Annotated in this window: 10 protein-coding genes and 1 tRNA gene; 8 read left to right on the top strand and 3 right to left on the bottom strand. The window is 63.9% G+C overall.

All coding sequences use genetic code 11. The features are described from left to right. Nucleotides 1-106: 106 nt before the first annotated feature. The 5 genes from GGD65_RS06745 to GGD65_RS06765 all read left to right on the top strand — a co-directional run bounded on the left by GGD65_RS06745 (nt 107) and on the right by GGD65_RS06765 (nt 4,889). A tRNA-Leu gene (locus GGD65_RS06745) sits at nt 107-195 on the top strand. Nucleotides 196-532: 337 nt separating this feature from the next. Then, entirely contained in the window at nt 533-1,279 is a 747-nt protein-coding gene (locus GGD65_RS06750) for a bifunctional 2-polyprenyl-6-hydroxyphenol methylase/3-demethylubiquinol 3-O-methyltransferase UbiG (RefSeq protein ID WP_183234713.1), read from the top strand. Then, nucleotides 1,276-2,142: a glycosyltransferase family 2 protein gene (locus GGD65_RS06755; protein WP_179734279.1), complete on the top strand. Its 867-nt coding sequence runs from the start codon at nt 1,276-1,278 to the stop codon at nt 2,140-2,142. The genes GGD65_RS06750 and GGD65_RS06755 overlap by 4 nt, the downstream gene beginning before the upstream one ends. 22 nt (nt 2,143-2,164) lie before the next feature. Continuing rightward, nucleotides 2,165-4,075: an asparagine synthase (glutamine-hydrolyzing) gene (gene asnB, locus GGD65_RS06760; protein WP_183234714.1), complete on the top strand. Its 1,911-nt coding sequence runs from the start codon at nt 2,165-2,167 to the stop codon at nt 4,073-4,075. A 10-nt stretch (nt 4,076-4,085) separates the two neighbouring features. Next, on the top strand, nt 4,086-4,889 hold the full coding sequence (locus GGD65_RS06765; protein ID WP_183234715.1) for a class I SAM-dependent methyltransferase: 804 nt from the start codon (nt 4,086-4,088) through the stop codon (nt 4,887-4,889). Here the strand turns inward: GGD65_RS06765 and GGD65_RS06770 are convergent. Further along, the gene (locus GGD65_RS06770) at nt 4,853-6,130 is read right to left on the bottom strand and encodes a hypothetical protein (RefSeq protein ID WP_246783201.1); all 1,278 of its coding nucleotides are present in this window, start codon (nt 6,128-6,130) and stop codon (nt 4,853-4,855) included. The genes GGD65_RS06765 and GGD65_RS06770 overlap by 37 nt on opposite strands. Nucleotides 6,131-6,491: 361 nt before the next feature. On the opposite strand from GGD65_RS06770, the gene GGD65_RS06775 reads away from it, so the two are divergent. Beyond that, nucleotides 6,492-7,742, top strand: coding sequence for a multidrug effflux MFS transporter (locus tag GGD65_RS06775; protein ID WP_092259200.1), 1,251 nt, complete (start codon nt 6,492-6,494; stop codon nt 7,740-7,742). A gap of 205 nt (nt 7,743-7,947) precedes the next feature. On the opposite strand, the gene GGD65_RS06780 is transcribed toward GGD65_RS06775, so the two are convergent. Further along, nucleotides 7,948-9,615, bottom strand: coding sequence for a glycosyltransferase family 39 protein (locus GGD65_RS06780; protein ID WP_183234717.1), 1,668 nt, complete (start codon nt 9,613-9,615; stop codon nt 7,948-7,950). A gap of 159 nt (nt 9,616-9,774) precedes the next feature. After that, complete coding sequence (locus tag GGD65_RS06785) at nt 9,775-11,385, bottom strand: ABC transporter substrate-binding protein (protein ID WP_018322086.1); 1,611 nt, start codon at nt 11,383-11,385, stop codon at nt 9,775-9,777. Between the two features lie 269 nt (nt 11,386-11,654). On the opposite strand from GGD65_RS06785, the gene GGD65_RS06790 reads away from it, so the two are divergent. Together GGD65_RS06790 and GGD65_RS06795 are read left to right on the top strand one after the other, a co-directional pair. Then, entirely contained in the window at nt 11,655-12,785 is a 1,131-nt protein-coding gene (locus GGD65_RS06790) for a M20/M25/M40 family metallo-hydrolase (protein ID WP_179734269.1), read from the top strand. Nucleotides 12,786-12,993: 208 nt separating this feature from the next. Next, the gene (locus tag GGD65_RS06795) at nt 12,994-13,935 is read left to right on the top strand and encodes an ABC transporter permease (RefSeq protein ID WP_179734267.1); all 942 of its coding nucleotides are present in this window, start codon (nt 12,994-12,996) and stop codon (nt 13,933-13,935) included. The last annotated feature ends 8 nt before the right edge of the window (nt 13,936-13,943 follow it).

The following is a 13,943-nucleotide window of genomic DNA, read 5'->3' on the forward strand; positions in this document are numbered from 1 at the left end:
GCCTTGTGCGCCCGGCTCGCTTAAGGAAGAACCGTCCCTCCGGGCTCGCAACGCGCCAATTCCAGACGGCTAGGATGGACTTAAGTGTTTGATCTCGTTGGATCAAGCGGGCATGGCGGAATTGGTAGACGCAAGGGACTTAAAATCCCTCGGTGCGCAAGCGCTGTGCCGGTTCGACCCCGGCTGCCCGCACCACGAGATTTGATGCTCCCGCGTGCCCCATTGGTGGAGGCGGCTGCCCTGCGCTTCAACTGAGCGATCATCGAACACGCCTCCGGTGACGTCTCGATCTGCCCAACAGCTTTGTTGCTTCAGCATCTGAAGATCGTCCTCTCCCGAGTCCGAGCAGCCGCTTCACCGAAAGCATGCGACGGATCGATGAGCCAGACGGGATTTCAGCACCTCGCGCGCGCGTTGGAGCGCGTCATGTTCCTGTCGCATGCGCCGTCAACTTTAAGGCGATTGTGCCTCACATGTCCTTGAGAAATGCGGCGCTCGCTGCTAACCCGGGTCAGAACAAGGCACAGGCTCCATGGCTCAAACCTCCTTTCCCGCCCAGTCCACGACGGAAGGCCTGAAAGTCGGGGCCGATACGTATTCGAGCGCGATCGCCGACGCGCAGAATTACATGAACTGGGTTATCGACCAGTTCCGTCCCTACCTGAAGGGTACGATCCTCGAGGTCGGGTTCGGGCATGGGCTCTACAGCAGAGTGCTCGGCGAGCTTGGCGATTATTGCGGCGTGGACCACGACCGCGAAAGCGTCGCACGTGCCGCCAAGGCGATGCCCGATCGCAAGTTCGCCGTCTGCGACATTCTGGTCCGCGATCAGCTGAGTTCCCTGTTTCCCCAAGGCGTCGATGCGGTCTTCACCATCAACGTCCTCGAGCACATCGAGGATGACGCCACCGCAGTTGCCAATTTGGTGCAGGTGCTCAAGCCCGGAGGCCATCTCCTGATCAGCGTTCCCGCCCTGATGCTGCTCTACAACGATCTCGATCGCCTGGCCGGACACTGCCGCCGCTACACCACGGCGCGCCTCGCCAAGCTGCTCGCCGATCAACCGGTCGAGCTGGTCCGGCTGAATTACTTCAATCCGATCGGCGGGCTCGGGTGGCTTGCCAATCGTCTGAAGCGTCATCAGTCGCTGAACGACGCCGCCGTCAACGGGCAGATCGCCCTGTTCGACAAATATGCCGTGCCGCTGTCGCGGGCGCTCGATCCGCTCTCGCGAAGCTTCTTTGGGCAATCCGTCACCTGCATTGCACGCCGCTTATGATTTCAGTCGTCATTCCTGCGCTCAACGAGCGCAACGGCATTGTTGAAACCATTGATCGAGCCAAGGCGGCCCTCGACGGCGCTCAGCTCACTCCCTATGAGATCATCATCGTCGACGATGGTTCAGCCGACGGCACCGGCGAGCTTGCCGAACAGGCCGGTGCAAAGGTGCTCAGGCATCCTCACAACATCGGCTATGGCCGCTCGCTGAAGGATGGAATTCGCGCTGCGTCCTACGACACGATCGTCATCAGCGATGCGGATGGCTCCTACCCGATGGAGGCGATCCCGGCGCTGGTGGCGCGCTTCAACCAGGGTTTCGACATGGTCGTCGGCGCCCGGACCGGGCCCAACTACCGCGAGTCGAGGCTGAAATCGCCGCTACGCGCAATCCTCAAGGCGATCGTCGAATTCACCGCCAACCGCGAGATCCCCGACATCAATTCCGGCCTGCGCGTGTTCGGCAGGCAGGTCGCGATCTCCTATTTCGAGCATGTCAGCGACCTCTTCAGCTTCACGACGTCGCTGACGCTCGCCTACATGATGAACGCGAAGTTCGTCGACTACATCGACATCGATTACAAGGAGCGCATCGGGCGCTCCAAGGTGAACCTGTTCCGCGACTCCATTCGGACCCTGCAATATGTCCTGGAGGCCTGCACCTACTACAATCCGCTGAAGATCTTCGTGCTGCTGGCGATGATGTGCATGGCGCTCGCGCTGGTCTCACTGATCGGCGGGATCATCCTGCAGCTCGTCAGCGCCTTCGTGCTGGGCGTTGGCGCGATCCTGCTCAGCATTCTCGTCGTCGCCATGGGACTGCTCGCGGTGCTGCTGAAGCAGATCATGAATCAGCGACCATGACCTCCCTCGGCAAGGGAACGCGATGTGCGGCATAGCGGGCATCTTTCATCGTGACGGTCGGCCCGCCGACGGCCGCGCGGTTGCGGCGATGTCGGCAGCGTTGGTCCATCGCGGGCCGGATGGCGAAAGCACCTGGCTGGACGGCCCTGTCGGCCTCGCCCACCGCCGGCTCGCCATCCGCGATCTCTCCGATGCCGGACGCCAGCCGATGCTCGATGCGTCGGAGCGCATCGTCGTCACCTACAACGGAGAGATCTACAACGATCACGAGTTGCGCAGCGAGCTCGAGCGATCGTTCGGCGTCCGCTTTCGCAGCACCTGCGACACCGAGATCCTCCCCTACGCCTATCTCGCTTGGGGTGAGGCCATGTTCGAACGCCTGGAGGGCTTTTTCGCGATCGGCCTGTGGGATCGGCAGGAGCGCCGCTTGATCCTGGCCCGCGACGGCATCGGGATCAAGCCGCTCTATTATTCCGCGAACGGCAGCCGCGTCCTGTTCGCAAGCGAAATCAAGGGGCTTACCGCGGGCCGAGATGTCGCCGCGCGGATCGATCCCGTGGCCCTGCACACCTATCTCGCCGCGGGCCATCCGGGGACGCAAACGACCCTGTACGAGGACATCAAGCAGCTCCCGCCCGGCACGATGATCGGATTCACCGAGCGCGAGCGAACCGAGCGACGGTTCTGGCGGCCGGTGCGCGCGCCTGCGATCCGCGACCTCGACGAAGCCGTTGTCCGGCTGCAATCGACGATCGAGACCGTGGTCAAGAGCCAGATGGTGAGCGATGTGCCACTCGCCGTGCTGCAGAGCGGCGGCATCGACAGTTCGCTGATCAGCCTCACGCTCGGCCGGCTCGGATTGAAGCCGCCGCTGTTCACGGCAGGCTTCACCGAGAAAAGCCATGATGAAACTGCCGTGGCGCAGCAGATCGCCACCGCCGCCGGCCTGTCGCTCAACGTCATCGACGGGGAAGCGGGCGAGGATGCCGAGGCGGCCCTGCGGGCGGTGGTCTATCATTTCGACGGCCAATGCGCCGACACGGGCGCGCTCGGCTTCTATCATCTGGCTGGCGCGGTCCGCCGGCATTCCACCGTGGTCCTGTCCGGAGACGGCGGCGACGAATTCTTCGCCGGATATGAAACCTATGCCGCGACCATGATGGCGGAGCGCGCGCGCCACGTCGTTCCGCGCGGCCTTGCCGGCCTGACCGGACGCCTCGCCTATGCGTCGGTGCGCGGCAACGAGAAGCGGCTTCCGGCAGCGGCGCAACTCGCCCGCTTCGCACTCGGGTTGGGCGAAGCCGGCAACAGCCCGCATCTGCAATGGCGGCGGCTCGTTCCCCGCTTCCTCGCTGAGAGGATCTATGACCGCGCCATGGCCGATCTTGCATCGGCCGATCCGTTCGCGGAATACGCCGAATATTATTCGGAGCCGCATGACAACGTGCTGGATCGGGCGCTGATCGCCGACCAGCGCTTCCATCTGCAAAGCGTCCTCACCAAGGTCGATGCCATGAGCATGGCGCATGGTCTCGAAGTGCGCGTGCCGATCCTCGATCGACGGGTCATGGACCTCGCCGGCAGCCTCGATGTCTCGCTGCTCAATCCCTGGCCCAGGGGCGCACCGAAATATGTGTTGCGCAAACTCGCCGAGCGCCTGGGCATGCCGGGAGAAGCCGCATGGTCGCGCAAGCGCGGCTTCAACGTGCCGATCGCGCAACTGATGCGGCGCGGTGGGCTGCGGCCGATCTGCGACCGGGTACTCGGCCGCGAGGCCGACGTTTTTGCGCCCTTCCTGAAACCGGAGGCGATCCGGCTGCTGTGGACTGCGCATCGCGAGGCCAGGAGCGACAATGCGTTCGCGCTGTGGCCGATCCTAACCCTGGGCGTCTGGTTGACGGGGCTTGCGGCCCCCTCGCCGCGCCGAGCGTAGGGAGCGGCACATGCCGGACCTGAAGGACCAGACGATCAACGATTTCGGCGAGCAATGGACCGCGTTCCGCGAAAACCCCGGCTATTACGGCTCGGCGGACCTGCTTGCCGATCTGTTCGGTCCGCTGCTTTCCCTCGACGAGGTCAAGGGCAAGCGCATCGCCGATATCGGGAGCGGCACGGGGCGCATCGTCAACATGCTGCTCGATGCCGGGGCGGATCGTGTCGTCGCGGTCGAACCCTCCGAGGCCATGCTGGTCCTGAAGGACAACACGGCGGCCCGCGCGGAACGCATCGACTATTTGCAGGTGCCCGGCGACCGCTTGCCGCCCGATCTCGGGCTCGACTATGTGGTTTCGATGGGGGTGCTGCATCACATCCCCGAACCGGCGCCGGTGGTTCGCGCGGCCTATGATGCATTGCGCCCCGGCGGACGCTGCCTCGTCTGGCTCTACGGCTACGAAGGCAACGAGACCTATCTGTCGCTCGCGATCCCGCTGCGCAAGCTCACCGTGCTGCTGCCGCACCGGCTGCTGGTGGTGCTGTCGCATGGTCTGGAATGGGCGCTGACGGCCTATATCGGTCTGTGCCGGATAATGCCGCTACCGATGCGGTCCTACATGCGTTCGGTGCTGGCAAAGTTTCCGCGCAGCGTTCGCCGCTTGACCATCTACGACCAGCTCAATCCCGCCTACGCGAAATACTACACGCGCGCCGAAGCGGAGGCGCTGCTGTCGGATGGCGGATTCGGGGATGTCAGGCTCTACCACCGCCACGGCTATAGCTGGACCGTGTCCGGCACCCGGCCCGCATGACGGACGTCGAGCAGCAGGACCCAGAAGAACATCAGCGCGCTGAAGAGCTGAATGGAATTGTCCTCGGAGGAACTCCCCGTCACGAAGATCAATGAGGGCATCAGGAGACCGACGGTGAGCGCGGCGGCGAGTGCCCTGGCCGGAAGATCGACCAGCAGGATCGCGGCATAGAGCGCGAGCTCGAAGAAGGCATATTCCTTGAGGCGCGGCGAGCTGAGATAGAGCGCAAACATGGCCAGCACCGTGATGCGCATTGCTGCACGGGGGTGATCCATCAGCCAGCGATCCAGTCGCGCAAGAAGCGAATCTCCTTCGTGCGCCGGCCGGCTCCCGATCAAGCGCAGGACGGACAGGACGAACGGCACGAGCACCAGTGCGGTCGCAGCGAACGCATAGGTTGCGAAGATCGCCGGTTTGCTGTCGATCAGGCCCACATGGCCCATCAGATCCCGCGCCAGCAGTAGCAGGGACGGATTGCTCTCGAACAGCTCGACGAGGTGCTGGTCCGGAATCTTTCCGGCCACCGCAAGCTGCCAGCTCGCGAACAGATCGGGGTACGCCAGCCACGATATCAGGATCGGCAAGGCGAAGCTGAACACAGCCATCGCGATCAGCGTCAGCTTGCGGCTGCGCGGCAGCGGCAGGAAATACAGCGCGGCCAGCACGGGAACGAACACCAGCTTGAACGACATCACGAGGCCGAGCAGCGCGGCGCCGGCGAGGCGCGACGGAAAGCTGCGGTCCTCTGCCGCTCCGGATGCGGGCGGAGAAAGCAGGAGCCTCAGCGCGATCGCGGTCAGCACGCCGCTCAGGATCGCGAAATTGCCCGACGCCTGCACCCATTCGAAACCGACGAATGCGCCGAGCGCGCAGAGCACCCTGAGCCCGACGTCGCGAGCGCTCGGGCGCGTTCGGCCAAAACCTGGCAAGATGAGGCCGCAGAGCACGGCCAGCACGGGAAAGATGGTTTTGTAGTGAGCGACCAGAATGCCGTCCGCGCAAAAAGGACGAAAGGCGTCCAGCGTCACCGGCAGATAGGGGTACGAGAGCTTGGTGCCCTTCAGGTTCTTGACGAAATAGGGATCGAGTCCGCCGACATAGGCATCCACCGCCGCGCAATTGACGCGGGTGTCCCAGCCATATTTCACATCGAGCCCGACGTCGCTGGCGAGATTGCCGAACACCAAGAGCGCGGTCAGTGCGATCAGGCAGGCAAGCCAGAGGTTACGCCTCGAAGCCATGTCGGCCGAAGGCTCCAACCATCGTGCCGTACCGGTGACATCAGACACAATCGGATACCTTGTTTGGCCTGGTTTCTCTCGGCGCCAGCGCAGCGCCTCATCCATCGGCCGCCACAGTGGACAGGAGGCGTTTCCGTTTCATCCCGCCGGGCCCCACCTGCCTCGCCCGACGCCGATCTTTAGGGAGGGATGGTGAATCACAGGTTTCCGGGCCATAGCAGGACCCACGTTCGGCTCGCGCGGGGGTTCCCCTCACCAATTCTTGTCCGCCCCTCCTCCGCCTGCCAGCCATCCCGAAACATGGGTTGTGCAACGCAGCATGGGCGATGGATAAAGTCGCTCAATTTCAGAGGTGAGCTTCTTGTCTGACGTCAATGCCGACGATTGGGTGTCCGCAGGACACCGCCCGATGGGATTTCCAGAATTCGTCATCGTGATCGCGTCCATCATGGCGCTGAATCCGCTTGCGATGGACATGATGCTGCCCGCGCTGCCCAATATCGGGACAGCCTTCAACATTCCCGTCGCCAACCATCTGCAGCTGGTGCTGTCGACCTTCCTGATCGGTTTCGGCGCCGGCCAGTTCGTGATGGGTCCCTTGTCGGACCGCTTCGGCCGCCGGCCAGTGCTGCTCGGCGGCATGGCGGTCTATGCGGTGGCGAGCGTGCTGGCGGTCGCGGCGCCCTCGTTCGAGACGCTGCTGCTGGCGCGCGCGCTGCAGGGGCTCGGCACCTCGGCAACACGCGTGATCGCGACCTCGATCGTGCGCGACTGCTATGTCGGCCGCCGCATGGCGAGCGTGATGTCGCTTGCCATGATGGTGTTCATCGCGGTGCCCGTGATCGCTCCCTCGTTCGGACAGGCGGTGCTGCTGGTGACGGCGTGGCGCGGCATCTTCGTCGTGCTGATGCTCTACGGCCTGCTCGCGCTCGCCTGGTGCGTGCTGCGGCTGCCGGAAACCCTTCCTGAATCCGGGCGCCGGTCCCTGGCGCCCGCCGACGTGCTCTCGGCGTTTCGGCAGACCGTGACCAATCGCCAGACCATCGGCTATGCCACGGCCGCCGGCAGCGTCATCGGCGCGCTCTTTGCCTTTGTCTTCTGCGCCCAGCAGGTCTTCACCGGCATCTATCACCTCGGCCATTACTTCCCACTCGCCTTCGCCGCGATTGCAGCCGGCACGGCCGTCGCCGGCTTCCTCAATGCGAGGCTGGTCGGGCGGCTCGGCATGCGCGTGATCTCGCATGGCGCGCTGACGCTCTACACAATCGTCGCTGCCGTGATGCTGCTGACGGAAATACTCGGCGTCCTGCCGCTCACCCTGTTCATGGTGCTCTCGGCTCTGATGATGTTCTCGTTCGGCATGATGGTTGCCAACTTCACCGCGCTCGCGATGGAGCCGCAGGGCCACATCGCCGGCACCGCCTCCTCGCTCTACGGCTCGATCACGACGCTGATCGGAATCGTGGTCGGCATGGCGATCGGACAGAGTTTCGACGGCACGCTGCTGCCGTTCTCGATCGGCTTCTTCCTGTCGACGCTCGCTGCGCTCGCGATCGTGCTGGTGGTGGAAAAGGGCCGGCTATTCAAGCCGCATCATCGTCCCATCACTTAAGGAACTTCCCGATCCGCTCGATGTTGTCCTGCAGCAATTCGAGAGGTCACATTCAATGGAACCGGAACACCGGGAAGATCGCCGCGACGTCGAACGGCGGAAGACGGAACATTCGGAGCCGAGCGCAGAGCACGCCACGTTGACGACGCCTTTGGCGAGCGAGGGTCTTGAGCAGGTCCGCGACAGTCATTGTTGAGCGCAGAGCCTATTCCGAACCGCGCCTGCTGGCGCTGAAATCATCCGCAGCGCTCTTGGGTATCATCCGCATTCCCCGGGGCCGCACGATCAGAGCGACTACCTCCCGCGAGAGACCGGGCCGCCCCCTCAGGGTGGCCCGCACGGTGAACTCGCGCCTGACGAAGTGTCCGGTCTGCGAGGACGCCCACGCCATCCACCGGGTGCAAGTATCCTGGTCGCGGAAACACAGCGCGGCCCAGCCGCGGTCGAGCGACGTCTTGCGCGGCAAGCCCAATGTCTGGTCGTACTCGAAGGGCGCCGCATGACGTGGATGGTCCGGGCTGTAGAAAGCGGTGGCGAAGGCCAGCGAACCATCACCACTCACCGCGCTCAGCGGCACACCGGTCTGCTCGCGCCACTCGCGCGTCAATTCACTGGCCGCCTGGGCGTAAAGATTCCGGCCCTCCTCATACCCGTGATCGTTGCGATAGACGGCATGGATCGGCGCGGCGATCAGGACGGCCGCGAGCGCGACGCCGGCCACGATCACGGTGATGTTGACCGTGTAGAAGCGCTCGATCGGGTAGCTCGTCCCGCAGACCACGAGAACGGTGAACAGGAACAGCCCCTGCAACGCCCATAGCGACGGCAGATCGGTGCCCATCGCGAGCGACGTCCCCACCGGCAGCACGATCGTACCCATCGTGACGTAGAACAAAAGCCGCAGGCCCGGGCTCATTGCGGCGAAGTCCGCCGAAAACTGCTTCAAGCGCGTTCCTGCAACGAGCACCCAGAACACGGCCGACATGCTCATCGCCGCCGCCAGCCCAAGGAGAAAGTTTCTCGCCTCGCCGAGTGAGGTCGCAGCGTTGCCGCCTGTGTGCGCCAGTGCGTAGGTGAAGGTCGACGCGCCCGTTGTCGCGAGCCAATAGACGTGAGGTGACAGCGCCGCGAGCCCGACGACGACCGAGATCCAGGGCGAAGCGGAGGTGAAATAAGCGCGCCGCGCCGGGTGCGCCAGCGCGGCAAACGCGAAGCTCGTGACGAGAAAGACCGAATAATATTTGCCGACCATCGCCAGCGCCGTCGTGCATCCCATTGCGACCGCCCACAGCGGGGCGCGCGTCTCGAATGCGCGCAGGAAGCACCAGGTCGCCAGCGGCCAGACCGCCAGCAGCACCGAATTGGCATTGAAGCGCTGGGCATGGAATTGATAGACCGGCGTCAGCATCAGCAGCAAAAGCACCAGGATGCGCTTGTGCCCGGACACGAATTGCCGCGCGATCCGGTCGACGAAGATCAGCGCAAGCCCGGCATTGGCCATCGCCATCAATTGCAACGACCAATCGCTGAGCGGGAAGACAGAGGTCCAGCTGGCGGCGATCCAGCCGGTCAAGGGCGGATGCTTGTGATAGCCCCAGGCGAAATGCTGCCCCAGCATCCAGGCCTCGAGCGTATCAGGGTGCAGGCCGCCGCCGGCATAGGCGATCGCCAGATAGAGCGTCCAGATCGCGACGAAACAGCCGATGAGGAGCGGAACGGCCCAGCCCGCCTCGACGCCATCGAGCCAATGCAGGAAAGGCCGCCGCCAACGCGCCGGCGCGCGATCGGACCGTTCGGCCATCGCCTGGAATGCAAAATCGATCGGCACGGGAATCAGGTTGAGGAGGGAAAATGACGCGTAAGGACGACGCATCTATTTCAAGATTGAAACAAATAGCAATGACCGGAAACTGGAAAGGTTAAAAGCCGCAACGCTTTTCCGCCGACGCAAGACCACAAAAGACAACGGCGCCGCTGATGACAGCGGCGCCGCGTGGTGAAGACGACGAAGGCTACGTGAATTCGGCTCCCCTTACTCCGACTTGTCGACGTTCCAGAACAGCGGCGTCGCCGGGCCGTCGAGCACGCCGGTCAGCGATTTGCGCCAGCCGCTCGGGAGCAGATATTGCCCCAGCGGGATGTAGATCACCTGCTCATAGGCTTCCTTCTGGATGTCGGCGGCGATCTTCTTCTGCTCGTCGATCGACGGCGCGCGGACGAACGCGTCCTTGAGCTGCTCGATCTTGGCGCTTTCCGCCCAGCCGAACCAGCCGCCCTTCTTGCCCTGGCCGCCGATCGAGAGATTGGCGATCGGGTTGGAGACGTCGGCCGCGACCCAGTTGGTGAAGAACATGTTCCAGCCACCCTCCTTCGGCGGCTTCTGACTGGCACGGCGGCTCACCACCGTCTGCCAATCGGTCGCTTGCAGATCGACCTTGAAGCCGGCTTCGCGCAGCAGCTGGGCCGCGACGATGGGCTGGGCCTTGAGCGTGGTGACGTCGCCGGGCGCCATGATGACGACCGGGGTGCCGTCATAGCCCGACTCGGCGAGCGCCTTCTTGGCCTCCGCCATGCCATTGCCCTTCACCAGGGTCTCGGCGCCGACCTCGGTCGCGAACGGCGTATCGCAAACGAAGAACGCGCCGCAGATCTTCTGGTACTTGGCATTGCCGACCAGCGCGTCGAGAACGTCCTTCTGGTTCATCGCCAGAAGAGCTGCACGTCGCACCTTCACGTTGTCGAACGGCGGATAGAGGAAGTTCATCCGGCCGAGCGTCTGAAAGCCGAACTTGTTCGAGACCTCGATCGTGATCTCCTTGTTCGCCTCCAGCACCGGCAGCATGTCGTAGGGCAGGTTTTCCATGAAGTCGATGTCGCCCGACTGCAGCGCGTTCACCGCGGTCTGCGAGTCCGGCATGGTGATCCATTCGACGCGGTCGACCTTCGCCACCTTGCCGCCGGAGGTCCAGCTCGCCGGCTCCTTGCGCGGCACGTAATCGGTGTTCTTGACGTAGACCGCCTTGACGCCGGGCTGGAATTCCGACGCCACGAACTTGAAGGGGCCCGAGCCGATCTGCTCGGGGATCTGCTTGTCCGGCGGCGTCTCGGCGAGGCGCTTCGGCATCATGAAGGCGACGCGCGAGGACGGCTTGCCGATGGAATCGAGCACGAGGCCGTAGGGCTCCTTCAGCTTCAGCGTGATGGTCTTGGCGTCGGTCGCCTCGATGCTCGCGGTGAAGTCCAGGAGCTTCTGGCCCATGCCGTCGACCGCGGCCCAGCGCTTCAGCGAGGCGACGCAATCTTCCGCCGTCACCGGCGCACCGTCATGCCATTTGAGGCCGTCGCGCAGCGTGAAGGTGTAGGTGAGCTTGTCGTCGGAGATCTTCCAGTCCGCCATCTGCGGCTGAATCTTGAAGCTCGAATCGGGAGCCACCAGCGTGTCGTAGACCATGTAGCCATGGTCACGCGTGATGTAGGCCGTGGTGAAGATCGGATCGATGATGCGCAGATCCGAATGCATCACCGCCGTAATGGTCTTGCCGGCTGCAAGCACTGGCGAGGCAAGCGCCGTCGAAAGCGCAACGACAGACAGCGCAAGTTTGGAGGCAAACGCGCGAGGCCCCCGGCGCATGAAGTGGAACATAAAAAGTTTCTCCTGACGTGAAACTGTTCAAAGGCAGGTTATTGGTTAAGCATGGGGCTCGTTCCTTGGGCGAACTAACCTCATGCAATGCCTTTATCTTTCGAGACTTGCAGACAGTGCCGAGCGCGTCAATCCGGTTTCGCTGCAAGCCCTGGCGGCGCGGGCACGGGCTCCACAAGGATCGGTTTGGCTCTACAACACTCTCCACTCGTCCTGCCCCGCACCAATGCAATGCGCATTCCATCTTTCGAAGCTTGAGAGACATTGAGATGAATCCAGCCAATCTTCCTTTCGATTCCGAGGCGATGCTCCAGGGTCTGCGCGGCTGGGTCGAATGCGAAAGCCCGACCTGGGACGCTGATGCGGTGAATCGCATGCTCGATATCGCAGCGCGGGATATGGCGATCATGGGTGCGACGATCGAGCGCATCGCCGGCCGCCAGGGGTTCGGCGGCGTGATCCGCGCGCGCTTTCCGCATCCGAAACAGGGCGAGCCGGGCATCCTGATCGCCGGCCATATGGATACCGTCCACCCGGTCGGTACCATCGAGAAGCTGAAATGGCGGCGCGAGGGCAATCGGTGCTACGGCCCCGGCATCTATGACATGAAGGGCGGCAACTACCTCTCGCTGGAAGCGATCCGGCAACTGGCGCGTGCATCGTTCACCACGCCGCTGCCGATCACCGTGCTGTTCACGCCGGACGAGGAAGTGGGCACGCCCTCGACGCGCGACATCATCGAGGCGGAAGCCGCCCGCAACAAATACGTGCTGGTGCCCGAGCCCGGCCGCGCCGACAACGGCGTCACCACCGGACGTTACGCCATCGCGCGCTTCAATCTCGAGGCGACGGGCCGGCCGAGCCACGCCGGCGCGACGCTGTCGGCGGGACGCTCGGCGATCCGCGAGATGGCGCGGCAGATTCTCGCCATCGACGCGATGACGACGGAGGACTGCACCTTCTCGGTCGGCGTCGTGCATGGCGGGCAATGGGTCAATTGCGTTGCCACGACCGCCACCGGCGAAGCGCTCTCCATGGCCAAGCGGCAGGCCGATCTCGATCGCGGCGTCGAGCGGATGCTGGCGCTGTCGGGCACGACCAACGATGTTTCCTTCAAGGTGACGCGCGGGGTGACGCGTCCGGTGTGGGAGCCGGATGCCGGCACGATGGCGTTGTATGAGAAGGCGCGCGGCATCGCCAAGTCGCTTGGCGCCGAACTGCCGCATGCGAGCTCCGGCGGCGGCTCCGATGGCAACTTCACCGGTGCGATGGGAATCCCGACGCTCGACGGCCTGGGCGTGCGCGGAGCCAATGGCCACACGTTAGAGGAGTATATCGAAGTCGAGAGTCTCGTTGAGCGCGGCCGGCTGATGGCCGGGCTGCTTGCGACGCTGGAGTGACCGGATTGGATGGGCGCGCCTGGCGCGCCGCAGATATTTCGTCTGGCGGGCACGCTCCGCTGGCCCCCTTGAAGAGGGGTCGCCAAAACAGCTGACCGCACTGCAAAAACTGTGGCCCTGATGGCACGGGAATTGCTGAAATGTTAGGCTGGTGGCAGAACAGACTACGACCGCTGCCGCCGATTTACTCTAATCTGACGGATCCAACTTGCTCGGATATCTCCTTCGCCGAATCTTCGCCGCCGTGCCCGTGATGGGCGTCGTCGCGCTGTTCGTCTTCCTCCTGCTCCGCCTCACCCCCGGCGATCCCGCCGCGATCCTCGCCGGCGACAATGCAACGCCGGAACGGCTCGAGCGCATCCGCACCTCGCTCGGCCTCAACGAGCCCTTGATCGTGCAGTTCGTCACCTGGGTGAACAAGCTGCTGCACGGCGATCTCGGGACCTCGCTGATCTCCAATCTGCCTGTGATGAAGATGATCGGCCAGCGCGTCGAGCCGTCGATCTCGATCGCGCTGTGCACCATCATCCTCGCCGTGATCGTGGCGGTTCCCCTCGGCGTGATCGCCGCGTGGAAGCACGGCACCTGGATCGACCGTTTCGTGATGGGGCTTTCCGTGCTCGGCTTCTCGGTGCCGGTGTTCGTGGTCGGCTATATTCTGATCCAGGTCTTCGCGATCGAACTGCGGTGGGTGCCGGTGCAGGGCTTCCGCAGCATCTTTAACGGCTTCGGACCGTTCTTCGAGCGCATGATCCTGCCGACCTGCGCGCTCTCCTTCATCTACATCGCGCTGATCGCGCGCATGACCCGCGCGGCGATGCTGGATGTGCTCGGCGAGGACTATGTGCGCACCGCGCGCGCCAAGGGCATCAACGAGGTCGCCGTGATGATGCGCCACGCGCTGCGCAACGCCGCCGTGCCCGTCATCACCGTGATCGGCACCGGCTTTGCGCTGCTGATCTCCGGCGTCGTCGTCACCGAGAGCGTGTTCAACATCCCCGGCATCGGCCGCCTCACCGTGGATGCGGTGCTAGCGCGCGACTATCCGGTGATCCAGGCGATGATCCTGCTGACGTCGCTGATCTATGTCGTCGTCAATCTTCTCATCGACGTCGCCTACACCCTGCTCGATCCCCGGATCCGGTACTGAGGCAAGGA

This window comes from Bradyrhizobium sp. CIR18, from assembly GCF_014198295.1.
Taxonomy (GTDB): domain Bacteria; phylum Pseudomonadota; class Alphaproteobacteria; order Rhizobiales; family Xanthobacteraceae; genus Bradyrhizobium.

Bases quoted from the DNA above. Each gene is read 5' to 3' on its own strand.
- GGD65_RS06770 (WP_246783201.1), bottom strand. From the start codon at position 6,130: ATGGCTTCGAGGCGTAACCTCTGGCTTGCCTGCCTGATCGCACTGACC.
- GGD65_RS06755 (WP_179734279.1), top strand. From the start codon at position 1,276: ATGATTTCAGTCGTCATTCCTGCGCTCAACGAGCGCAACGGCATTGTT.
- asnB (WP_183234714.1), top strand. From the start codon at position 2,165: ATGTGCGGCATAGCGGGCATCTTTCATCGTGACGGTCGGCCCGCCGAC.
- GGD65_RS06765 (WP_183234715.1), top strand. From the start codon at position 4,086: ATGCCGGACCTGAAGGACCAGACGATCAACGATTTCGGCGAGCAATGG.
- GGD65_RS06780 (WP_183234717.1), bottom strand. From the start codon at position 9,615: ATGCGTCGTCCTTACGCGTCATTTTCCCTCCTCAACCTGATTCCCGTG.
- GGD65_RS06790 (WP_179734269.1), top strand. From the start codon at position 11,655: ATGAATCCAGCCAATCTTCCTTTCGATTCCGAGGCGATGCTCCAGGGT.
- GGD65_RS06750 (WP_183234713.1), top strand. From the start codon at position 533: ATGGCTCAAACCTCCTTTCCCGCCCAGTCCACGACGGAAGGCCTGAAA.
- GGD65_RS06785 (WP_018322086.1), bottom strand. From the start codon at position 11,385: ATGTTCCACTTCATGCGCCGGGGGCCTCGCGCGTTTGCCTCCAAACTT.